We start from the raw sequence: 24,544 nt of genomic DNA, 5'->3' as shown, positions 1-24,544 counted from the left end.
CGATGAACACTCGTAGCGACAAGGCCGTCGAGGCACTCCGAGCCTCGCTCAAGGAAGTCGACCGGCTCCGTCGGCAGAACCGGGAGATGCGGCAGGCGGCCCGGGAACCCGTCGCCGTCGTCGCGATGAGCTGCCGGCTGCCCGGCGGCGTCGGCGCGCCCGAGGACCTGTGGCGGCTGCTCGCGGACGGCACCGACGCGATCGTCGACTTTCCCGACGACCGCGGCTGGACCCAGACCGTGGCCGAGACCGGTGGCTACACCCGACGCGGCGGGTTCGTCCCGGACGCCGCCGAGTTCGACGCGGCCCTGTTCGGGATCAACCCGCGCGAGGCGCTGGCGATGGACCCCCAGCAGCGGATGCTGCTGGAAGCGGCCTGGGAGGTCGCCGAACGGGCCGGCATCGACCCGCACTCACTGGCCGGCAGCGACACCGGCGTCTTCGTCGGCGCCTCACCGTCCGGGTACGACACGGTGGGCCGGATGCCCGAGTCCACCGTCGGCTACCAGCTGACCGGCAGCGCCAGCAGCGTCCTGTCCGGCCGGCTGTCCTACGTGCTCGGTCTGGAGGGCCCCGCGGTCACCGTCGACACCGCCTGCTCCTCGTCGCTGGTCGCCCTCCACCTGGCCGTCCAGGCGCTGCGGCAGGGCGAGTGCGGCCGCGCGCTGGTCGGTGGCGTCGCCGTGATCACCACCCCGGCGGCGTTCACCGAGTTCGGCAAGCAGGGCGGGATGGCCTCCGACGGGCGGTGCAAGTCGTTCTCCGCCGAAGCCGACGGCACCGGCTGGAGCGAGGGGGTCGGCGTACTCCTGGTCGAACGCCTCTCCGACGCGCGCCGCAACGGCCACGACGTCCTCGCGGTCATCCGGGGCAGCGCGGTCAACCAGGACGGCGCGTCCAACGGCCTCACCGCACCCAACGGCCCCTCCCAGCAGCGTGTCATCCGCCAGGCACTCGCCAACGCCGGACTCACCACCGCCGACGTCGACGCGGTGGAGGCGCACGGCACCGGCACGGCGCTCGGCGACCCTATCGAGCTGGAGGCACTCCAGGACACCTACGGCAGGGACCGCGCCGACGACCGCCCGCTGTGGCTCGGCTCGGCCAAGTCCAACCTCGGCCACACCCAGGCCGCCTCCGGCGTGGTCGGCGTCATCAAGAGCGTGCTGGCGCTGCGCAACGGCCTGCTGCCCCGCACCCTGCACGTCACCGTCCCCACGCCCCACGTCGAGTGGGAGGGCCGCGGCGTCCGCCTGCTCGCCGACGCCCGCCCATGGCCCCGTACGGACGTGCCGCGGCGGATCGGTGTCTCCGCGTTCGGCGTCAGCGGCACCAACGCCCATCTGATCCTCGAAGAGGCGCCGGCCCCGCTCCCCGGCGACGAGCCGGCCGGGGGACGGGGACCGGCGGACGCCGACGCCGGCGCGCTGCCCCGGCCGCTGCTCTGGCCGGTGTCCGCGCAGACCCCCGACGCGCTGCGCGCCCAGGCGGAACGTCTCCGCGACCGGCTGTCGGACCGCGCGGAGCGTCCCGCCGACGTGGCATGGTCGCTGGCCACGACCCGGGCCGCGTTGACGCGCCGCGCCGTGGTCCTCGGCACCGACGAGGCGGAACTGCACGACCGTCTCGCGTCGTTGGCCTCCGGGCACCCGGCCGGCGGCGTGGTCACGGGAACGGTCGACGAGGGCCGGACCGGGTTCCTCTTCACCGGCCAGGGCGCGCAACGCGCCGGCATGGGACGCGGGCTGTACGAGTCGTTCCCGGCGTTCGCCGAGGCCTTCGACGCCGTGTGCGCGGAGTTCGACCCGAGGCGCGGCCGTCCGCTCAAGGACGTGGTGTTCGCCGGCGGCACCGAGCTGGACCGGACCGAGTGGACGCAGGCCGGTCTGTTCGCCGTGGAGGTCGCGGCGTTCCGGTTGCTGGAGTCCTGGGGCGTCGCCCCGGACCTGCTGCTGGGGCACTCGATCGGTGAGGTGGCCGCCGCGCACTGCGCCGGCGTCCTCTCGCTGGAGCACGCCTGCCGCCTCGTCGAGGCGCGGGGCCGGCTGATGCAGCAGCTGCCCGCGGGCGGCGCGATGCTCGCGGTCGAGGCGACCGAGGCCGAGGTCGTCGAGGAGCTCGCCGGCCGGGCCGACATCGCCGCCGTCAACGGGCCCGCGTCGGTCGTGGTCTCCGGCCCCGAGGAGACCATCGACGCGCTGGCCGCGCGCTGGGCGGGGGAGGGGCGCCGTACCCGCCGCCTGACGGTCTCGCACGCCTTCCACTCCGCGCTGATGGAGCCCATGCTGGCCGAGTTCGCCGCCGTGGTGGAGCAGCTGGACCTCGCCGAACCCGTCATCCCCGTCGTGTCCAACCTGACCGGCGAGGTGGCGGAGCCCGGCCTGATGTCGGACCCGGGGTACTGGGTGCGGCAGGTGCGGCAGGCGGTCCGGTTCGCCGACGGCGTGGCACGCCTGCGGGACCAGGGCGTGTCCCGTTTCGTCGAGCTGGGCCCCGACGGGGTGCTCTGCGCCATGGCCCAGCAGACCGCCGCCGACGCCGTGTTCGCCCCCGTGCTGCGCAAGGACCGGGACGACACCGACACCGCGCTCACCGCACTGGCCCGGCTGTGGACCTCCGGCGCCGAGGTGGACTGGCGCTCACTGCTCCCCGAGGGCCGCGGGGTCGAGCTGCCGACGTACGCCTTCCAGCGCGAGCGCTACTGGCCCGAGGCCCTGCCCGACGAGGCTGCCGCCCAGCCGTCCACCTCGCCGGACGAGGACCGGTTCTGGGAAGCGGTGGAACGAGCCGACCTCACCGAACTCACCGACACCCTCGGACTGCGCGACGCCCCCGAGTCCCTGGCGAACCTCGTCCCGGCGCTGTCGTCCTGGCGACGCTCCCTGCGCCAGGAGTCCCTCCTGGAGTCCTGGCGTTACCGGGCCCGGTGGAAGCCGCTCACCCTCACCCCGGGCCGCTCCCTCACCGGGACCTGGCTGCTCGTCACCGCGGGCACCGGCGACGACGCCCAGGACGTGGCGAACGCCCTCCGTGCCTCCGGTGCGCGGGTCGTCGAACTCACCCTCACCGCGGCCGACGACCGGGCCGTCCTCACCGAGCGGCTCACCTCCGCCGCCCCGGACGGCGTTGTGGTCGTCGCGGGCGGTACGGGCCCCCGGCCGGCGCGGCCCACCGACCTCGCGGCGCTGCTCCTCACCTGCCAGGCCCTGGGCGACGCGGAGCTGACCGCCCCGCTGTGGTGCCTGACCCGCGGCGCGGTGTCCACCGGGGACGACGACCCGCTGCTCCACCCGGAGCAGGCCCCGTTGTGGGGGCTCGGCCGGGTCGCGGCCCTGGAGCACCCCGCCACCTGGGGCGGACTGGTCGACCTGCCGGCCCACCGCGACGACACCGTCGGCGACGCGCTGGTCGCCCTGCTCGGCGGCGCGGCCGGGGAGGACCAGGTCGCGCTCCGCGACGGACAGGCGTACGGCCGCCGCATCGTACGGGCGCCGCTGCCGCGGGGGTCCGCGCCCCGGTGGACGACCGACGGCACCGTACTGGTCACCGGTGGGACCGGAGGGCTCGGCGGCGACGTGGCCCGATGGCTCGCCCGGCGCGGGGTGCCGCACCTGCTGCTGCTCAGCCGGCACGGCGCCGACGCACCCGGCGCGGAGGAACTCCGGGCCGAGCTGCACGCGTCGGGCACCCGGGTGACCGTCGCCGGGTGCGACGTCGCCGACCGTGCGTCCCTCGCCGCCGCACTGGACGCCGTACCCGCCGCGTTCCCGCTCACCGGAGTGGTGCACGCCGCGGGCGTCGGGACGCCGGGCCGGCTGCTGGACACCGACGAGGACGAGGTCGCCGAGGCGATGCGCGCCAAGGTCACCGGTGCGGCCCTGCTCGACGAACTCACCGGCGGACTCGACCTGTTCGTCGTCTTCTCCTCCATCGCCGCGACCTGGGGCAGCGGCGGCCAGGGCGCCTACGCGGCCGGGAACGCCTTCCTCGACGCGCTGGTGGAGCACCGCAGGCACCGAGGGCTGCCCGGAACCGCGATCGCCTGGGGGCCGTGGGCCGAGGTCGGCATGGCCGCCGACGACGAGGTCGCCGCGTTCCTGCGGCGCCGCGGCCTGTCGGTGATGGACCGTACGGTCGCTCTCCGGGCACTCGCGTGCGCCGTCGACCACGGCGAGGCCACCGTGAGCGTCGCCGACGTCGACTGGAAGCTGTTCGCTCCGGCGTTCGTCTCCGCCCGCCCGAGCCCCCTGCTCGCCGAACTCCCCGAGGCACAGGTGCCGGCCACGGCGACCACCGCCGACGCCGGCACTCCGTCCACCGCGCTGCGCGACGCGCTCACCGCCGCCCCCGGGACCGAACGGCACCGGCTGCTCCTGGACGCGGTCCGTACGCACACCGCCCAGGTACTGGGCCATACGAGCGTCGCCGTGGTGGAACCCCGGCGCGCCTTCCGCGACCTCGGGTTCGACTCCCTCACCGCCGTCGAACTGCGCAACCTGCTCACCTCCGAGACCGGGCTGCCCCTGCCGACCACCCTGGTCTTCGACCACCCGACGCCGCTCGCGTTGACCGACCACCTGCTCGGCCGGCTCTTTGGCGACACCTCCGAGGCCGCCGCCGCACCCACCCTCGACACCCCCGCCGTCGCCGACGAACCCATCGCGATCGTCGGCATGAGCTGCCGCTACCCCGGCGGGGCCAACTCGGCCCAGCAGCTGTGGGACGTGGTGGCCTCGGGCCGCGACGTCGTCACGGACTTCCCCACCGACCGCGGTTGGCCCGAGTACCCCGAGAAGGGGGACGGCGACTACGCCCGCCGGGGAGGATTCGTCGACGGAGCCACGGAGTTCGACGCTGCGCTGTTCGGGATCTCGCCGCGTGAGGCGCTGGCGATGGACCCCCAGCAGCGGCTGCTGCTGGAGGCGTCCTGGGAGGCCTTCGAACACGCCGGCATCGACCCGCTGTCGCAGAACCACACCCGCACCGGCGTACTCATCGGCGCCGCGTCGTCCGGCTACGGCCTGGGCACCGACCTCTTCACCACCGCCGAGGGCCACGTGCTGGCGGGCGGGTCCAACAGTGTGATCTCGGGCCGGGTGGCGTACTCGTTCGGCCTGGAGGGGCCCGCCGTCACGGTGGACACGGCGTGTTCGTCGTCGTTGGTGGCATTGCACCTCGCGGTGCAGGCGCTGCGCAACGGTGAGTGCGACAGGGCACTGGCCGGCGGAGTGACGGTGATGGCGGGGACGAGCATCTTCGCCGAGTTCAGCCGGCAGGGCGGGCTCGCGGGCGACGGGCGGTGCAAGTCGTTCGCGGGTGCGGCGGACGGCACCGGGTGGTCCGAGGGCGTGGGTGTGCTGGTGCTGGAGCGGTTGTCCGACGCGGTGCGCCGGGGCCATGAGGTGCTGGCGGTGGTGCGGGGGAGTGCCGTCAACCAGGACGGTGCGTCGAACGGTCTGACGGCGCCCAACGGTCCGTCGCAGGAGCGGGTGATCCGGCAGGCGTTGGCCAACGCGCGTCTCGAGGCGTCGGAAGTGGACGTGGTGGAGGCGCACGGGACGGGGACCAGGCTGGGTGACCCGATCGAGGCGCAGGCGCTGCTCGCGACGTACGGCCAAGGGCGTGAGGCGGAAGCTCCGTTGTGGCTGGGCTCGGTCAAGTCGAACATCGGGCATACGCAGGCGGCCGCGGGTGTGGCCGGCGTCATCAAGATGGTGCAGGCGCTGCGCTCCGGCACGGTCCCGGCGACGCTGCACGTGGATGAACCGACTCCGCACGTCGACTGGTCGGCCGGGGCGGTGCGGCTGGCGGTCGAGTCGCGGGCGTGGCCCGAGACGGGGCGCGTGCGTCGGGCGGGTGTGTCGTCGTTCGGGATGAGCGGCACCAACGCGCACGTGATCCTCGAACAGGCCGAGCCGGTGCCGGCCCCGACGCCGGAACCCACGACCGGCTCCCCACGGGTGCCGTTGACCGTGTCGGCGAAGTCGGCAGCGGGCCTTGCGGCGCAGGCGGGCCGGTTGCGGGAACTGGTGTCCGGTGTGTCCGGGCCGGACCTGGTGGACGTGGGCTGGTCGTTGCTGTCGCGGGCGGGGTTGGAGCACCGCGCGGTGGTGCTGGCCGCCGACCGGGAGAGCGCGGCCGAGGGCCTGGGCTCGGTGGGTGCCGGTGTGGCGTCGCCGGGTGTGGTGAGGGGTGGAGTGGTCCCCGGGGACGTGGTGTTCGTGTTTCCGGGTCAGGGGTCGCAGTGGGTGGGGATGGGGCGGGAGTTGGCGGGTTGGTCGGGGGTGTTCCGGGAGGCGTTGGCGGAGTGTGAGGTGGCGTTGGAGCCGTGGGTGGAGTGGTCGTTGTCGGAGGTGATCGAGTCGGGTGATGAGGCGTTGTTGGGGCGGGTGGATGTGGTGCAGCCGGTGTTGTGGGCGGTGATGGTGTCGTTGGCGCGGTTGTGGCGTGGGTGTGGGGTGGTGCCGTCTGCGGTGGTGGGTCATTCGCAGGGGGAGATCGCGGCGGCGGTGGTGGCGGGTGGGTTGTCGTTGGAGGACGGGGCGCGGGTGGTGGCGTTGCGGAGCCGGGCGATTCTGGCGTTGGCCGGTGGTGGGGGGATGGTGTCGGTCGCTGCGGGGCGGGGTGTGGTGGAGGAGCTGGTGGGTGGGTTCGGGGGGCGGTTGTCGGTGGCGGCGGTGAACGGGCCGGGGTCGACGGTGGTGTCGGGTGAGCTTGGGGCGTTGGAGGGGTTGTTGGAGTTGTGTGGGGTGCGGGGGGTGCGGGCGCGGCGGATTCCGGTGGATTACGCGTCGCATTCGGTGCAGGTGGAGGGGGTGCGGGAGCGGGTTGTGGCGGAGTTGGCGGATGTGGCGCCCGTGTCGTCGGGGGTTGCGTTGTATTCGACGGTGACGGGTGGTGTGGTGGATACGGCGTCGATGGATGCGGGGTACTGGTTCGAGAATCTGCGGGCGACGGTGCGGTTCGAGGAGGTGACGCGGGGGCTGCTGGCTGATGGCCGGTCGGTGTTCGTGGAGTGCAGTCCTCATCCGGTGCTCGCTGTCGGGGTGGAGGAGACGGCTGAGGCCGCGGGTGTGGATGCGGTGGTGGTGGGTTCGCTGCGTCGTGGTGAGGGTGGTGAGGAGCGTTTCCTGAGGGCCCTGGCCGAGGCATGGGTGGCAGGAGTCGAGGTCGACTGGTCCACGGTCGTCCCCACCGGACGGCGTGTCGAACTGCCCGCCTACGCCTTCCAACGCGAACGCTACTGGCCGCGCCCCGTGCTGTCCGGTGACGTGTCCGCGGTGGGCCAACAGGGCCTGCACCACGCCATCCTGGGCGCCGCCGTCGTCCTGCCGACCGGCGGTGCCGTGCTGACCGGGCGGCTGTCGCAGGCGTCGCACCCCTGGCTCCAGGACCACGCGGTGCAGGGTCGGGTACTGGTCCCCGGTACCGCCTTCGCGGAACTGGCACTGCGCGCCGGAGACCAGGTGGGCCGCGGGTTCCTGCGGGAACTGGTGCTGCGGACGCCGCTGGTGCTCTCCGCCCGGGCCGGTGTCGCGCTCCAGGTCGGCATCGGGGCGCCGGACGATTCCGGTGACCGTTCCGTCGAGGTGTGCTCCCGCCCCTCCGACGACGCCGCATGGGTGTGCCACGCGACCGGACTGCTCGGCGAGTCCACCGCGGACGCGCCCACGGAGCCGACGACGTGGCCGCCGCCCGGCTCACGTCCCGTGGACCTCGCCGGCTTCTACGACGGCCTCGCGGACGCCGGGTACGGCTACGGTCCGGCGTTCCAGGGCCTACGAGCCGTATGGCGCGACGGGGACACCGTCCTCGCCGAGGTGGAACTGCCCGAAGCGGTCGACGCCGCGGGCTTCGGCATCCACCCGGCGCTGCTGGACGCCGCCCTGCACGCCGTCGCGGTCACCGCCGACGCCGACGCCGACTCCGGCACCCGACTCCCCTTCGCCTGGCACGGCGTCACACTCCACGCCACCGAGGCGACCGTACTCCGCGTCGCCCTCACCACCACCCCCGACGGCCTCACCGTACGAGCCACCGACCCCACCGGCGCACCCGTCGTCACCGTCGACGCCCTCGTCCTGCGCGACATCACCCCCGACGCCCTCCGGCAGGTCGGTGAACAGCACCTGCGCGAGGCGCTGTTCGCCGTCGACTGGACCGTGCTGCCCGCCCCCGGCAACGCCCCGCCCGACACCTCCGCATGGCTGCGCCTCGACCCCGACGGACCGATCCCGGCACACGACACGCCGCCGCCCCCCGTCGCCCTCCTCACCCTCCCCAGCCCCGCGCCCGACGCCGTCCCGTCGGCACAGACCGTCCACCGCACCACCCAGGACGTGCTCCGCACCGTCCAGCACTGGCTCGCCGACGACCGGTACCCCGACACCCGTCTGGCGGTCGTCACCCGCGGAGCAGTCCCCGCCGTGCCCGGCCAGGCGGTGACCGACCTCGCCGGGGCGGCGGTCTGGGGCCTGCTGCGCTCCGCCCAGTCCGAACACCCCGGCCGTATCCTCCTGCTGGACCGCGACCCCGCCGGCACCGACGACGGCATCTGGCCGGACTGGGCCGTCACCGACGACGAACCACAGGTCGCGATACGTGACGGCCGGGCCCACGCACCCCGTCTCGTCCGCCCGCCCGCCGACGACGGCCTGCCCCTCCCCGCGGGACCCGCCGCCTGGCGACTGGACGTCACCGACGAGGGAACCCTCGACCACCTGGCCATGCTCCCCGCGCCCGACGCCGACGCCCCGCTGACCACCGGCCAGGTGCGGGTGGCCGTACGCGCCGCCGGTGTCAACTTCCGCGACGTCCTCATCGCCCTCGGCATGTACCCGGACCGGGCGCAGATGGGCGCCGAGGCGGCCGGCGTCGTGACCGAGGTCGGCCCCGAGGTGCACGATCTCGCCGTGGGCGACCGGGTGTTCGGCTTCTTCACCGGCGGAATCGCCTCCCGCGCGGTCACCGACCGGCGACTGCTGGCCGCCGTACCCACCGGCTGGACCTTCGCCCAGGCGGCCGCGGTACCGGTCGTGTTCGCCACCGCGTACTACGGGCTGGTGGACGTGGCCCACGCCCGGCCGGGCGAGTCGGTGCTCGTGCACTCCGCCGCGGGCGGAGTCGGCATGGCAGCGGTCCAACTCGGACGCCACCTCGGCCTGGAGGTCTTCGGCACCGCCAAGCCCGGCAAGTGGGACACCCTGCGCGCCGCCGGTCTGGACGACGCGCACATCGCCTCCTCCCGGGACCTCGCGTTCGAGCAGCGTTTCCGCGCCGCGAGCGACGGCCGGGGCGTGGACGTGGTGCTGAACTCGCTCGCCGGCGAGTTCGTCGACGCGTCCCTGCGCCTCCTCGGCGACGGCGGCCGGTTCGCCGACCTGAGCCGCACCGACCTCCGCGACGCCGCACAGGTCGCGGCCGACCACCCGGGCGTGCGCTACCAGGCGTTCAACCCCGCCGAGGCCGGCGCCGACCGGATACGGGAGATCCTCGCCGAGGTCCTCGCCCTCTTCGACGCCGGCACACTGGACATGCTGCCGGTCACCGCCTGGGACGTACGGGACGCGGTGTCCGCCTTCCGGCACATCAGCCAGGCCCGGCACGTGGGCAAGAACGTGCTCACGGTCCCGACGCCGCTCGACCCCGACGGCACGGTCCTCATCACCGGCGGCACCGGCACGCTCGGCGGCCTGCTCGCCCGGCACCTGGTCACCGCACACGGGGCACGGAACATCCTGCTCCTCAGCCGCCGGGGCGCGGACGGCGCCGACGCGACCGGGCTCCTCGCCGACCTGCGTGCCGCGGGCGCCCGGGCGACCGTGGTGGCCTGCGACGCCGCCGACCGCGGCGCGCTGGCCGACGTCCTGGCGGCGCTGCCGGACCGGCACCCGCTGACCGCGGTGATCCACGCGGCCGGCGTCCTCGACGACGGCGTCTTCGAGTCGATGACCCCCGAGCGGGTCGAGGCGGTGCTCCGCCCCAAGGTGGACGCCGCCGTCCACCTGCACGACCTCACCCTCGACACCGACCTCGCCCTGTTCGTGCTCTACTCCTCCGCCTCGGCCACCCTCGGCACCGGGGGCCAGGCCAACTACGCGGCCGCCAACGGCTTCCTCGACGGGCTCGCCTCCTACCGCCGCGCCCGCGGACTGCCCGCCCAGTCCCTCGGCTGGGGCCTCTGGCAGCAGGCCAGCACCATGACCGGCCACCTCCTCGGCGACGCCACCCCGACCGGGAGCCGGACGGGCGCCACCCTGGGCACCGAACAGGGCCTGGCCCTGTTCGACGTCGCGGCCGCGACACACACCCCGCACCTGCTGCCCCTCCCCCTCGACCTCACCCGGAGCGGCGAGGTCCCCGCCCTGCTGCGCGGCCTGGTCCGCCCGGCCGGCCGACGCGCGGCCGGCCGGAACGAGGAGACCCACAACGCCCTCGCCACCCGCCTGCACGGACTCTCCGCCACCGACCGGCGCGAACTCCTCCTCGACCTCGTCCGGGGCAAGGCGGCGACCGTGCTGGGCCACGCCCGGACCGACGCCGTCGGCGTCCGCCAGGCCTTCCGCGACCTCGGCTTCGACTCGCTCACCGCGGTCGAACTCCGCAACCGGCTGGGCACCGCGACCGGGCTCCGGCTCCCCGCCACCCTCGTCTTCGACCACCCGACGCCCACCGCGCTCGCCGAACACCTCGGCACCCGCCTGGGCGGCGAGCCCGCCCCCGTACCGGCGACGCCCAGGGCGACCGCCGCCGCACCCGGCGAACCCATCGCGATCGTCGGCATGGCCTGCCGGCTGCCCGGTGGGGTCGCCTCGCCGGCCGACCTGTGGCCGCTGGTCAGCGAGGGCGTGGACGCGACCTCCGGCTTCCCGGCCGACCGCGGCTGGCCCAGGGACCTCGTCGGCGCCGAGGCGGCGCGCGGCGGGTTCCTGGACGAGGCCACGCACTTCGACGCCGCCCTCTTCGGGATCTCCCCGCGCGAGGCCCTCGCCATGGACCCGCAGCAACGGCTGCTGCTCGAAACCGCCTGGGAGGCGTTCGAGTCCGCCGGTATCGCGACCTCGGACGCGCACGGCTCCTCCACCGGCGTGTTCATCGGTGCCGCGCACGCGCAGTACGGCCACGGCATGCGCCTGGCGGACAACGCGCCAGGGCATCTGATGACCGGCACCGCGACCAGCGTGGCGTCCGGCCGGCTGGCGTACACCTTCGGCCTCGAAGGACCGGCCGTCACCGTCGACACCGCGTGCTCCTCGTCGCTGGTGGCGCTCCACCTGGCCGTGCAGGCCCTGCGCAACGGCGAGTGCGGGATGGCGCTCGCCGGCGGGGTGACCGTCCTCGCGACCCCGGGTGTGATCACCGAGTTCGACCGCCAGCGCGGACTGGCCTCGGACGGACGCTGCAAGGCCTTCTCCGCCGGCGCGGACGGCACCGGCATGTCCGAGGGCGTCGGCCTGCTGCTGGTGGAGCGGTTGTCGGACGCGGAGCGACTCGGCCACGAGGTCCTGGCCGTGGTCCGGGGGAGCGCGGTCAACCAGGACGGCGCGTCCAACGGTCTCACGGCACCGAACGGCCCCTCCCAGGAGCGGGTGATCCGGCAGGCGCTGGCGAACGCGCGGCTCGCGCCGTCGGACGTCGACGCGGTCGAGGCGCACGGCACCGGCACCAGGCTCGGCGACCCGATCGAGGCGCAGGCGCTGCTCGCCGCGTACGGGCAGGGCCGTGACGCGGACCGTCCGCTGTGGCTCGGTTCCGTGAAGTCCAACATCGGTCACACCCAGGCCGCCGCCGGCGTCGCGGGCGTCATCAAGATGGTGCTGGCCATGCGGAACGGGGTGCTGCCGCCGACTCTGCACGCGGACGACCCCACCCCGCACGTCGACTGGTCGACCGGCGCGGTCGAACTGCTCACCGAGCCCCGCCCATGGCCCCTGTCCGACCGGCCCCACCGGGCCGGCGTGTCGTCGTTCGGCATCAGCGGCACCAACGCCCACGTCATCCTGGAAGCCGCGGCACCCACGCCCTCCGACGCCACGCCCACGCCCACGCCCGTGCCCACGCCCGGCCCGGTCAGCTGGCTGGTCTCCGCGCACACCCCCGAGGGCCTGCGCGCCCAGGCGGCACGACTGGCGACCACCCTCTCCGCGTCACCGGCCGGAGCGCACGACGTGGCCTGGTCGCTGGCCACCACCAGGACCGCGCTGGACCACCGTGCGGCGATCGTCGGCGACGACCACGCCGAGCTGGTGGCGGGGCTGACCGCGCTTGCCTCCGGCGATCCCGCCGCGCACGTGGTCCCGGGCGCGGTCGCCGAGGGGCGCACGGCGTTCCTCTTCACCGGCCAGGGCGCACAGCGGGCCGGCATGGGACGCGGGCTGTACCAGGCGTACCCGGTGTTCGCCGAGGCGTTCGACGCGGTCTGCGCGGAACTGGACCGGAGCCTGGAACGGCCGGTGCGCGACGTGGTCTTCGAGGGGACCGACCTCGATCGGACGGTCTGGACGCAGGCCGGGCTGTTCGCGGTCGAGGTCGCGGTGTTCCGGCTGCTGGAGTCCTGGGGCGTGGTCCCCGACGTGCTGGTGGGCCACTCGGTCGGTGAGATCGCGGCCGCCCACTGCGCGGGCGTGTTCTCCCTCGCCGACGCGTGCGCGCTCGTCGCCGCACGGGGCCGGCTGATGCAGGCACTGCCCGCCGGCGGGGCGATGCTGGCGGTACGGGCGACCGAGGCCGAGGTCGTCGAGGCGATCGGGGGCCGGCTGGACGTCGCGGCGGTGAACGGACCGACGTCGGTGGTGGTCTCCGGGGACGCCGCGACGGTCGACGAGTTCGCCGCGAAGTGGTCGGGGGAGGGACGCAGGACCAGCCGGCTCACGGTGTCGCACGCCTTCCACTCGACGCTGATGGAGCCCATGCTGGCGGAGTTCGCGGCGGCCGCGGAGTCGGTGGCCTACTCCGCACCCCGTATCCCCCTGGTCGCCGCGGCGGAGGGCGGGCAGCCGTCCACCCCCGGGTACTGGGTGCGCCAGGTACGGGGGACCGTCCGCTTCGCCGACGCCGTACGGGAGGCGACCGAACGCGGCGTCACCCGTTTCGTCGAGGTCGGCCCCGACGGGGTGCTCTGCGGAATGGCGCAGCAGAGCGCGGGCGACGCCGTGTTCGCGCCGGTACTGCGCCGTGACCGGGACGAGCACGAGACCGCCCTGGCCGCGCTCGGCCGGCTGTGGGCCGCCGGTGCGGAGGTCCACTGGCCGGCGGTGCTGCCGGCCGGCCGCCGGATCGCCCTGCCGACGTACGCCTTCCAGCGGGAGCGGTACTGGCCGGAGCCGGCGGTCGACCCGACCGCACCCGCCGACGCGGACGAGGCACGCTTCTGGGCGGCCGTCGACCGCGAGGATCCGGCCGAACTCGCCGACACCCTCGGCCTGCCCGACGCCACCACCCCCCTGGACGCCCTGGTCCCCGCCCTCTCCCGGTGGCGGCGCTCCCGCCACCAGGAGTCGGTGATCGGCTCGTGGCGCTACCGCGTCACCTGGACCCCGCTCCACCACCTCACCGGCACCACCGCCACCCTGTCCGGCACCTGGCTGGTCGCTGCCGCCCCGGCCGACGCCGAACCGGCCGCCCGCATCGCCGAGGCACTCCGCGCGGCCGGAGCCGACGTCGCCCCCCTGGACCGCGAGGCCGACCCGCGGGACGCCTCCGCCACCGTCGCCGGGGTCGTCGCCCTGGCCCCGACGTCCGCCGTCGTCACCGAGTCGGTGGCGCTGCTGCGGCAGGTGGACGAGGCGGAGCTGGACGCGCCGGTGTGGATGCTCACCAGCGGGGCGGTGTCGATCGGCCGCTCCGATCCGCTGCGCCAGGTGGCCCAGGCGCAGGCCTGGGGACTCGGGCGGGTGGCCGCACTGGAACAGCCGCGCCGCTGGGGCGGTCTGATCGACCTCCCGGCCGGCTTCGACGCCCGCACCGCCCGCGTCCTGGTCTCCGTACTGGCCGGTGGCACGGGCGAGGACCAGGTCGCCGTACGGACCTCCGGCGCGTACGGCCGCCGTCTGGTCCGCGTCGCCGCCGACGAGCCGGCCGGCACCCCGTACACGCCCTCCGGGACCGTCCTCGTCACCGGCGGCACCGGAGCCCTCGGCAAGCGGGTGGCCCGCCGGCTGGCCGAACGGGGAGCACCGCGCCTGGTCCTGCTCGGGCGTCGCGGCGCCGACACGCCGGGCACCACCGAGCTGGTCGCCGAACTCGCCGCCCACGGCTGCGAGGCGACCGTCGTCGCCTGCGACGTCACCGACCGGACGGCGCTGGCGGCCGTCCTGGACGCGATCCCCGAAGAGCACCCCCTGACCGGCATCGTGCACGCGGCCGGCGCCGCACAGGCCGTACCGCTCGCCGACACCGACGAGGCCGAGATCACCCGCGTCCTGGACGTCAAGGTGACGGGCGCGGCCCATCTCGACGAGCTGACCCGCGGGACGGACCTGGACCTGTTCGTGGTCTTCTCCTCGATCGCGGCGACCTGGGGCAGCGGCGGCCAGGGCGTCTACGCGGCCGCCAACGCCCACCTCGACGCGCTCGTCGAGCGGCGGCGGGCGCAGGGACGCAGCGGCACCTCCGTGGCCTGGGGGCCGTGGGAGGGCGAAGGGATGGCCACGCAGGGCGGAGCCGAGGAGTACCTGTACCGCCACGGCCTGGTCGCCATGGCACCGGACCTCGCCCTGCGCGCCCTGGAACGCGCGGTGGACCTCGACGAGAGCTGTGTGACAGTCGCCGACGTGGACTGGGAGCGGTTCGCCCCCGCCTTCACCTCCGGCCGGGACAGCGCTCTGCTCACCGAACTGCCCGACGCGGCAGCGGCGCTGGCACCGGCGACCGTCGCCGCCGGCCGCGGCTCGGCCTTCCGCGACGAACTGGTCGCGGCGCCCGAGAGCCGCCGTCACGGCATGCTGCTCGACCTGGTCCGGGCCCGCGCGGCCGTCTCGCTCGGACATGCCTCCGCGGAGGCGATCGAGCCGGACCGGTCCTTCCGCGACGCCGGCTTCGACTCCCTCACCGCCGTCGAGCTGCGCAACCTGCTCGGCGCGGACACCGGCCTGACCCTGCCCGCCACCCTGGTCTTCGACCACCCCAACCCCACCGCACTGGCCGAGCACCTGACCGCCGGACTTCTGGAACCGACCGGCACGGTCACCGGCACCACCGCCGTCGCCGCCGCGGACGAACCGATCGCGATCGTCGGCATGAGCGCCCGCTACCCGGGCGGGGTGCGCGACGCCGAGCAGCTGTGGGACCTCGTCGCACACGGGACCGACGGCACCACCGAGTTCCCGGCCGACCGCGAGTGGCCGCGGGACGTCGTGGCCGGAGCGGCCGCACGGGGCGGATTCGTGGACGGGGCCACGGAGTTCGACGCCGGGCTGTTCGGGATCGGCCCGCGCGAGGCGCTCGCGATGGACCCCCAGCAGCGGCTGCTGCTCGAAGCCTCCTGGGAAGCGTTCGAGTCCGCCGGACTGAATCCGCGTGCCCTGCGCGGCCGGCCGGTCGGCGTCTTCGCCGGCGCCTCCTCCTCCGGGTACGGGGGACCGGGCGACGGCCTCGAAGGCGCCGGCGGCTACCTGCTGGCCGGCACCGCCAACAGCGTGATCTCCGGCCGGGTGGCGTACACCTTCGGCCTGGAGGGACCCGCGGTCACCGTCGACACCGCCTGCTCCTCGTCACTGGTGGCACTGCACTGGGCGGCGCAGGCGCTGCGCAACGGGGAGTGCGAGCTGGCACTGGCCGGCGGGGTGACGGTCATGGTGTCCCCCGCGGCGTTCGCCGAGTTCGACCGGCAGGACGGACTGGCCTCCGACGGGCGCTGCAAGTCGTTCGCGGGCGGCGCGGACGGCACCGGCTGGGGCGAGGGCGTGGGCGTCCTCGTACTGGAGCGCCTCTCCGACGCCCGCCGCAACGGCCACGACGTCCTCGCGGTGGTACGCGGCAGCGCGGTCAACCAGGACGGCGCGTCCAACGGCCTGACCGCACCCAACGGCCCCTCCCAGCAACGCGTCATCCGCCAGGCACTCGCCACCGCGGGCCTGACCCCGGACGAGGTCGACGCCGTCGAGGCACACGGCACCGGAACCCGCCTGGGCGATCCCATCGAGGCACAGGCACTGCTGGCGACGTACGGGCAGGGCCGGGACGAGGACCGCCCGCTGTGGCTCGGCTCGGTCAAGTCCAACATCGGCCACACCCAGGCCGCCTCGGGCGTGGCGGGCGTGATCAAGATGGTCATGGCCATGCGGCACGGCGTACTGCCCGCCACCCTCCACGTGGACGAGCCGACCCCGCACGTCGACTGGTCCGCCGGCGCGGTGCGGCTGCTCACCGAGGCCCGGCCCTGGACCGTCATCGACCGCCCGCGCCGGGCCGGGGTCTCGTCGTTCGGCATCAGCGGCACCAACGCGCACGTCCTGCTGGAGGGCGCACCGGCGCCCGACGAGGAAGCGTCCCCGCCCGCGCGCGCCCCGCGCCCCCTCGGCTGGACGCTGTCCGCCAGGACCGCCGACGGCCTGCGGGCCCAGGCCGCGCTCCTGCGCGGGCTGGTCGCCGACCCCCACGTCGACCCGTACGACGTGGCCTGGTCGCTGGCCACCACCCGGGCCGCCCTGGACCACCGGGCCGTGGTCGTCGGCACCGACCGGGACGAACTCCTCGCCGGGCTCGCCACGCTGACCGACGGCGGGACCGCCGCCCGGACGGTGTCGGCGGAGGCGACGCGGGGGCGCACCGCGTTCCTGTTCACCGGCCAGGGCGCGCAGCGCGCGGGCATGGGACGTGGACTGTACGAGACGTTCCCGGTGTACGCGGACGCGTTCGACGCGGTCTGCGCCGAACTGGAACCGCACCTGGACCAGCCGGTGCGGGACGTGGTGTTCGACGGCACCGGACTGGACCGGACGGTGTGGGCGCAGGCCGGGCTGTTCGCCGTGGAGGTCGCGGCGTTCCGGCTGCTGGAGTCCTGGGGCGTGGTCCCGGACGTGCTGCTCGGCCACTCGATCGGCGAGGTGGCCGCCGCGCACTGCGCCGGGGTGTTCTCGCTGCCCGACGCCTGCCGGCTCGTGGCGGCACGCGGGCGGCTGATGCAGGCCCTGCCCGCCGGCGGCGCGATGCTCGCGGTGGAGGCGACCGAGGCCGAGGTCGTCGAGGCGATCGGGGGCCGGCTGGACGTCGCGGCGGTGAACGGCCCGTCGTCGGTGGTGGTGTCAGGCGCGGCCGGGACGGTCGAGGAGTTCGCCGCCCGCTGGCGCGACCAGGGCCGTCGTACGCGCCGGCTGACCGTGTCGCACGCGTTCCACTCGGCACTGATGGAACCGATGCTCGCCGACTTCGCCGCCGTGCTGGAGGAGACGGACTTCGCCGAGCCCCGCATCCCCGTCGTGTCCGACCTGACCGGCCGGCCCGCCGGACCCGGACTCCTGTCCAGCCCCGACTACTGGGTACGACAGGTCCGCGAGACGGTGCGCTTCGCCGACGGGGTCGAGTGCCTGCGGCTCGACGGCGTGACCCGCCTGGTGGAGCTGGGCCCGGACGGAGTGCTGTGCGGGATGGCCCGGCAGACCGACGCCGACGCCGTGTGCGCCCCGCTCCTGCGCGCCGACCGGGACGACACCGCCACCGCGCTGCTCGCCCTGGCCCGGCTGTGGACCGACGGCGCGGACGCCGACTGGTCGACGACGGCACCCGGCGGCCGCAGGGTCGCCCTGCCCACCTACCCGTTCCAGCGCGACAGGTACTGGCCGCGCGCCGGCACCGCCGCCGCGCCGGCGACCGCCCGCACGACGGACTCCCGCTTCTGGGACGCGGTCGAGCACGAGGACATCGACGCCCTCGCCGACCTCCTGGACGACCCCCGCACCCTGGACCTGCTCGGCGCGGCGCTGCCGATGCTCTCCTCGTGGCGGCGACAGCGGCGCAAGGAGTCCGCGGTCGACTCCTGGCGCTACGTGGCGACCTGGCGCCCGATCACCGACCTGCCCCCGACCCCGGTGCTGACCGGCCGCTGGCTGGTGGTCGTCCCGCAGACCCAGGCGGCCCCCGCGCCCGTCCAGGAGGTGTCCTCCGCGCTGGAAGGCGCCGGCGCCGAGGCCGTCCACCTCGTCCCCGCCGGCGCGGACCGGGCGGCCCTCGCCGTCCGGCTCGCCGAGGCCGGACCGGTCAGCGGGGTGGTCTCCCTCGCGGCCTGGGCGGACGACCGGACGCCTCGCACCGAGCCGTCCGCCGGCCTGCGACTGACCCTGTGCCTGCTCCAGGCGCTCGGCGACGCCGGAATCGACGCCCCTCTGTGGGCGTTGACCAGCGGCGCCGTCTCGGTCGGACGGTCGGACGCGTCGCCCGCCGCGGTGTCGGCGCAGCTCTGGGGACTCGGCCGGGTGGCGGCACTCGAACAGCCCGACCGGTGGGGCGGCCTCGTCGACCTCCCGCCCGTGCTGGACGCCAGAGCCGGGACACGCCTCGCCGCCGTCCTCGCCGGCGGGACCGGTGAGGACCAGGTGGCGGTCCGCGCGGCCGGCGTCTACGGCCGCCGCCTGGTGCGCGCCGAGTCCGCCGGCAGCACCCCGTGGTCGCCGTCGCGGCCCGGCTCCGTGCTGGTGACCGGTGGCACCGGAGCGCTCGGCGCCGCGGTCGCCCGCTGGCTCGCCGACCGGGGCGTACCCCACGTGGTCCTGCTGGGCCGACGCGGCCGGCAGGCTCCGGGGGTGGCCGAGCTGGTCACCGAACTGGCCGGCACGGGGACCCGGGTCACGGTCGAGACCGGCGACGTCACCGACCGCGCGGCACTGGCAGGCGCCCTGGAGCGGCTCCCGGCCGAACACCCGCTGATCGGTGTGGTGCACGCCGCCGGGGTCCTGGACGACGGGACGCTCGACGCGCTCACCCCGGAACGCTTCGAGACGGTCCTGGCCGCCAAGGTGTCCGGCCTGGTCGCCCTGGACGAGGCGACCGGGGGAGCGGAACCGGAGTTCTTCGTGGCGTTCTCCTCGCTCGCCGGCACGGTGGGCAGCGCCGGACAGGGCAACTACGCCGCCGCCAACGCCTTCGTCGACGCGTGGATGCAGGGCCGCCGGGCCCGCGGGCTGCCCGGGGTCTCGGTCGCCTGGGGCCCCTGGGCGCAGGACGGCATGGCGGCCGACGACCAGGCGGTCGCCGACCGGCTGCGGCGCGGCGGCCTGACGCCGCTGGACCCCGAACTGGCCGTCGCGGCGTTGGCGGGCGCCCTGGTCCCCGGTGACCAGGACCCGGTGATCGCCGACATCGACTGGCCGCTGTTCGCGGCCGGGCTGACCGGCGCGCGCCCCAGCGCCCTGCTGACCGAACTGCCCGAGGCGGCGTCCGCCCGTACCCCCGCCGCCGAGGCCGACCCGGCAACCGAGTTCCGGGCGGAGCTGACGGCGGCACCGGCGGCGCGGCGCGGCGCGCTGCTGCTGGCGGCGGTCCGCTCGTGGGCGGCGACCGTGCTGGGCCACGGCTCGGCGGAGGCGGTCGGCGCCGGCCAGGCGTTCCGGGACCTCGGCTTCGACTCGCTCGCCGCCGTGGAGTTCCGGAACCTGGCCGCCGTACGGACCGGGCTGCGGCTGCCCGCCTCCCTGGTCTTCGACCGGCCGACCCCGGCGGAGTTGGCGCGGTACCTCGGCGAGGAACTGTTCGGCGGCGAACAGGTGCCCGCACCGGCCGTCGTCCCCGCGACCGCGACGGGAGCCGCCGCCGAGGCGGACGAGCCGTTGGCGCTGGTCGGCATGGCGTGCCGCCTGCCCGGCGGTGTCGGTTCCCCCGAGGACCTGTGGGACCTGCTCGTCGGTGGGGTCGACGCCATGACGACGTTCCCCACCGACCGGGGCTGGGACCTCGCCGCACTCCCCGACCTCCCCGCGCTGCGCGGCGGATTCGTCGACGGCGCCGCGGACTTCGACGCGGGCCTGTTCGGGATCAGCCCGCGCGAGGCGCTGGCGATGGACCCCCAGCAGCGACTGCTCCTCGAGACGGTGTGGGAGACCTTCGAGTCCGCCGGAGTGGACCCGCGCGCGGTACGCGGCCGCTCCGTCGGGATGTTCGTCGGCACCAACGGACAGGACTACCCGGTGGTGCTGGCCGCCTCCGCCGACGAGGGCCTGGACGCCCACGCGGCCACCGGCAACGCGGCGGCGGTGCTGTCCGGCCGGGTCTCCTACGCCTTCGGCCTGGAAGGACCGGCGCTCACCGTCGACACGGCGTGCTCGTCGTCGCTGGTGGCGCTCCACCTGGCCGCGCAGGCGCTGCGGCGGGGCGAGTGCGATCTGGCGCTCGCCGGCGGTGTGTCGGTGATGTCCACCGAGGCGGCGTTCACCGAGTTCGCCCGGCAGGGCGGTCTGGCGGACGACGGCCGCTGCAAGGCCTTCTCGGCCGACGCGGACGGCACGGGCTGGGGCGAGGGCGTCGGCGTCCTGCTCGTGGAGCGGCTCGCGGACGCCCGCCGCAACGGGCACCAGGTCCTCGCCCTGGTACGGGGCAGCGCCGTCAACCAGGACGGCGCCTCCAACGGCCTGACCGCCCCCAACGGACCCGCCCAGCAGCGGGTCATCCGGCAGGCCCTGGCGGACGCGCGACTGTCGCCGTCGGAGGTCGACGCGGTCGAGGCACACGGCACCGGCACCAGGCTCGGCGACCCGATCGAGGCACAGGCGCTGCTGGCGACCTACGGCCAGGACCGGGACGCCGGCCGGCCGCTGTGGCTCGGCTCGGTCAAGTCGAACCTGGGCCACACCCAGGCGGCCGCCGGTGTCGCGGGCGTGATCAAGATGGTGCTGGCGCTGCGGCACGGCACGCTGCCGCCCACCCTGCACGCCGATCGGCCCACCGAGCAGGTGGACTGGTCGGCCGGCACGGTGGAGCTGCTGACCCGGGCCCGGCCGTGGCCCGAGGCGGACCGCCCGCGCCGGGCGGGCGTCTCCTCGTTCGGCATCAGCGGCACCAACGCCCACATCATCCTGGAGGCCGCACCCGCCCCGGCGGACGAGACCGCCCCGCACGAGCGGGGAAGCGACGGGACGACACCGCCCTGGCTGGTGTCCGGCCGGTCCGCCACCGCGCTCGCCGCACAGGCGAAGAGGCTGCACGCGGCCCTGTCCGCGCAGCCGGAGGCGGCCCCGACGGACGTCGCCCGGTCCCTGCTGACCCGGGCCGACCTCGAGCACCGCGCGGTGGTCATGGGCGCCGGCCGCGACGACCTGCTGGCCGGCCTCGCCGCGCTGGCCGCCGGCGCACCGTCCGCCGACCTGATCTCGGAGACGACCGGCGAGGGCCGCACGGCGTTCCTGTTCACCGGGCAGGGCGCCCAACGGGCCGGCATGGGAAGGGACCTGTACGAGGCCTTCCCGGCCTACGCCGACGCCTTCGACGCGGTCTGCGCCGAGCTGGACCTGACGTACGAACGCCCCGTGCGGGACGTGGTGTTCGACGGCGACGGACTGGACCGGACCGTGTGGGCCCAAGCCGGCCTGTTCGCCGTCGAGGTGGCCGTCTTCCGGCTGCTGGAGTCCTTCGGCGTGATCCCCGACGTCCTGCTCGGCCACTCGATCGGGGAGATCGCCGCCGCCCACTGCGCGGGAGTGTTCTCGCTCGAGGACGCCTGCGCACTCGTCGCGGCACGAGGCCGGTCGATGCAGGCGCTGCCCGCCGGCGGCGCGATGCTCGCGGTCGAGGCGACCGAGGCCGAGATCCTCGACGCCGTACGGGGCCGGCTGGACATCGCCGCGGTGAACGGCCCGTCGTCGCTCGTGGTCTCCGGTGCGGCCGAGGTGGTCGAGGAGTTCGCCGCGCAGTGGTCGGCCGAGGGCCGCAGGACCAGCCGTCTCACGGTGTCGCACGCCTTCCACTCGGCCCTGATGGAGCCGATGCTGGCCGAGTTCGCGGAGGTCGTGGAGGCGATGACGTTCGCCGAGCCCCGAATCCCCGTGATCCCCGCGATGGCCGGCGCGGACCTGACCACCCCCGCCTACTGGGTGCGGCAGGTACGCGAGACCGTACGGTTCGCCGACGGAGTACGACAGCTGACCGGACAGGGCGTCACCCGCTTCGTGGAACTCGGCCCGGACGGCGTGCTCTGCGCCATGGCCCGCCGGTCCGGCGTGACCGGCGCCTTCGCCCCGGTCCTGCGACGGGACCGCGACGAGGTGCGCACGGCGTGGGAGGCGCTCGGCCGGATCTGGGCGGTGGGCGTGGACGTCGACTGGGCGGCGGCGGTGCCCGCGCACGGCCGACGGATCGCCCTGCCCACGTACGCGTTCCAGCGGGACCGGTACTGGCCGCAGCCGGCGACCTCGGCACCGGTACCGGAACCGGCCCAGGACGCGGTCGAGTCCCGGTTCTGGGAGGCGGTGGAACGCGAGGACGTGACCGAGGTCGCGAGCGCCCTGCGGCTGGCCGCACGACCGGACGCTCTCGCGGAGGTGCTGCCGGCGCTGTCGTCCTGGCGACGGCAGGCCCGGCAGCACGCGGCGGTGGACGGCTGGCGCTACCGGGTGGAGTGGACACCGGTCGCCGTACCGGACAGCCCCCTGGACGGCACCTGGCTCCTGGTCACCGAGGCGGGCGACGAGGCCGGCGGCGACGTCGGGGGAGCCCTCCGCGCGGCCGGCGCCCACGTCGTCCCTCTGACGGTCGACGCGACCCGTCCCGACCGGCACGAGCTGGCCGCCCGCATCCGCACGCTGATGGCGGGCGACCTGCGCGGAGTCGTTCACCCGGCGGGCCACCGGGCCGACCTGGCGGTGGCCCTCACCCTCGTCCAGGCCCTCAGCGACGCCGGGTGCGCCGCTCCGCTGTGGACCCTGACCCGCGGCGCCGTCGCGGTCGACGCGGCGGACCGGGTCACCCGGGCCGAGCACGCGCGGCTGTGGGGCTTCGGGCAGGCCGTGGCGCTGGAACAACCGCAGCGCTGGGGCGGCCTGGTCGATCTGCCCTCGGACGGCGACCAGGACCTGACCCGGCTGCCCGCCGTACTGCGCGGGGACTCCCACGAGGACCAACTCGCCCTGCGCGACGGCCGAATCCACGCCCGGCGCCTCGTCCGGGCCGACCGACCGGACCCTGCCACCACGTCCTGGACGCCGTCCCGGCCGGGCACGGTCCTGGTCACCGGCGGCACCGGCGCACTGGGCGCCTCGGTCGCGCGGTGGCTCGCCGGACGCGGGGTGTCGCACCTGCTGCTCACCAGCCGTCGCGGCGCCCGGGCACCGGGCACCGACGAACTGCTCGCCGAGCTGAAGGTCCTGGGCGCGGATGCCACGGTCGCCCGCTGCGACGTCGCCGACCGGGACGCGGTGGCGGAACTGCTTGCCGCCGTACCGGCCGACCGCCCCCTGCTCGGCGTGGTCCACGCCGCCGGCGTCGCCCGGTCCGGGCCGGTGGAGACCACCGGACTCGCGGACATCGCGGAGACCACCGACGGCAAGGTGCTCGGCGCGGCCCATCTGGACCAGTTCACCAAGGACGCCGATCTGGAGCTGTTCGTGCTCTTCTCCTCCATCGCCGCCACCTGGGGCAGCGGCGGCCAGGCGCTCTACGCGGCCGGCAACGCCTACCTGGACGCGCTCGCCCAGAGCCGCGCGGACCGGAAACTGGCGGCCGTCTCGGTGGCCTGGGGCCCGTGGGCCGGCGCCGGCATGGCGGTGTCCGGAGAGGCGGAGGAGTTCCTGCGCCGCCGCGGACTGACCCCGCTCGACCCGGCCCTGGCGGTCGCCGCGCTGGCCCAGGCGGTCGACGGCGGCGAGACGAACGTGACCGTCGCCGATGTGGACTGGGCCCGCTTCACCCCGGCGTTCACCTCCGGCAGGCCGAGTCCGCTGCTGCGCGAACTGCCCGAGGCCGCCGACGCGGTGGCGCCGACCGGGACACCCGGCGAAGAGGAGGCCGACACCGGGCTGCTGGAGCGACTCGCCACGCTGAGCACCGCTGAGCGACTGGCCGAACTGACGGAGTTGATCAGAAGTTCCCTCGCCGTCGTACTCCGCTATGACGCGGACGAGCGGATCGACGGGGCCCGCCCCTTCCGGGACCTCGGCTTCGACTCGCTGACCGCCGTCGAGTTCCGGGACCTGCTGGCCCGCCGGTGCGGTACGCCGCTGCCGTCGACGATCGTCTTCGACCACCCGACGCCGTCCGCCCTCGCCGACCACCTGCACGACACGCTGCCCGGCGGCGATCCGGTCACCGACGTCGAGCCGCTCATCGGGGCACTGGACACCCTGGAGGCGGCGATGGCCGAGTCGCCGCCGGACGGACTGTCCCGGGCACGGGTCACCGTCCGCCTCCAGGCGTTCCTCGACAGGTGGACCGCCGACCGGCCGGCCGCCGCGGACAGTGCGGTGACCGACCGCATCCAGGCCGCCGACGACGACGAGCTGATCAACCTGATCCGCGACCAGCTCGGAGACGGGGCGCTCGACTGATGCGGGCCAGGGCCGAGGAGCACCCGGCCCGGCGAGAACGCGGAGGTGCCGCGGGCCCGGCGATGAGATCCGCCGGGCCC

The 24,544-nt window shown here is 75.4% G+C and carries 1 protein-coding gene; it reads left to right on the top strand.

All coding sequences use genetic code 11. From position 1 onward, the window contains the following. Positions 1 to 2 precede the first annotated feature (2 nt). A complete protein-coding gene (locus tag AC07FV_RS26020) occupies positions 3 to 24,464 on the top strand; it encodes a type I polyketide synthase (RefSeq protein WP_479089652.1) in 24,462 nt (8,153 codons plus the stop codon). The last annotated feature ends 80 nt before the right edge of the window (positions 24,465 to 24,544 follow it).

The organism is Streptomyces sp. NPDC045956 (genome assembly GCF_056430705.1).
The sequence above is the reverse complement of the archived record's forward strand: the minus strand, read 5'-3'. Positions and strand labels throughout refer to the sequence as shown.

Bases quoted from the DNA above. Each gene is read 5' to 3' on its own strand.
- AC07FV_RS26020 (WP_479089652.1), top strand. From the start codon at position 3: ATGAACACTCGTAGCGACAAGGCCGTCGAGGCACTCCGAGCCTCGCTC.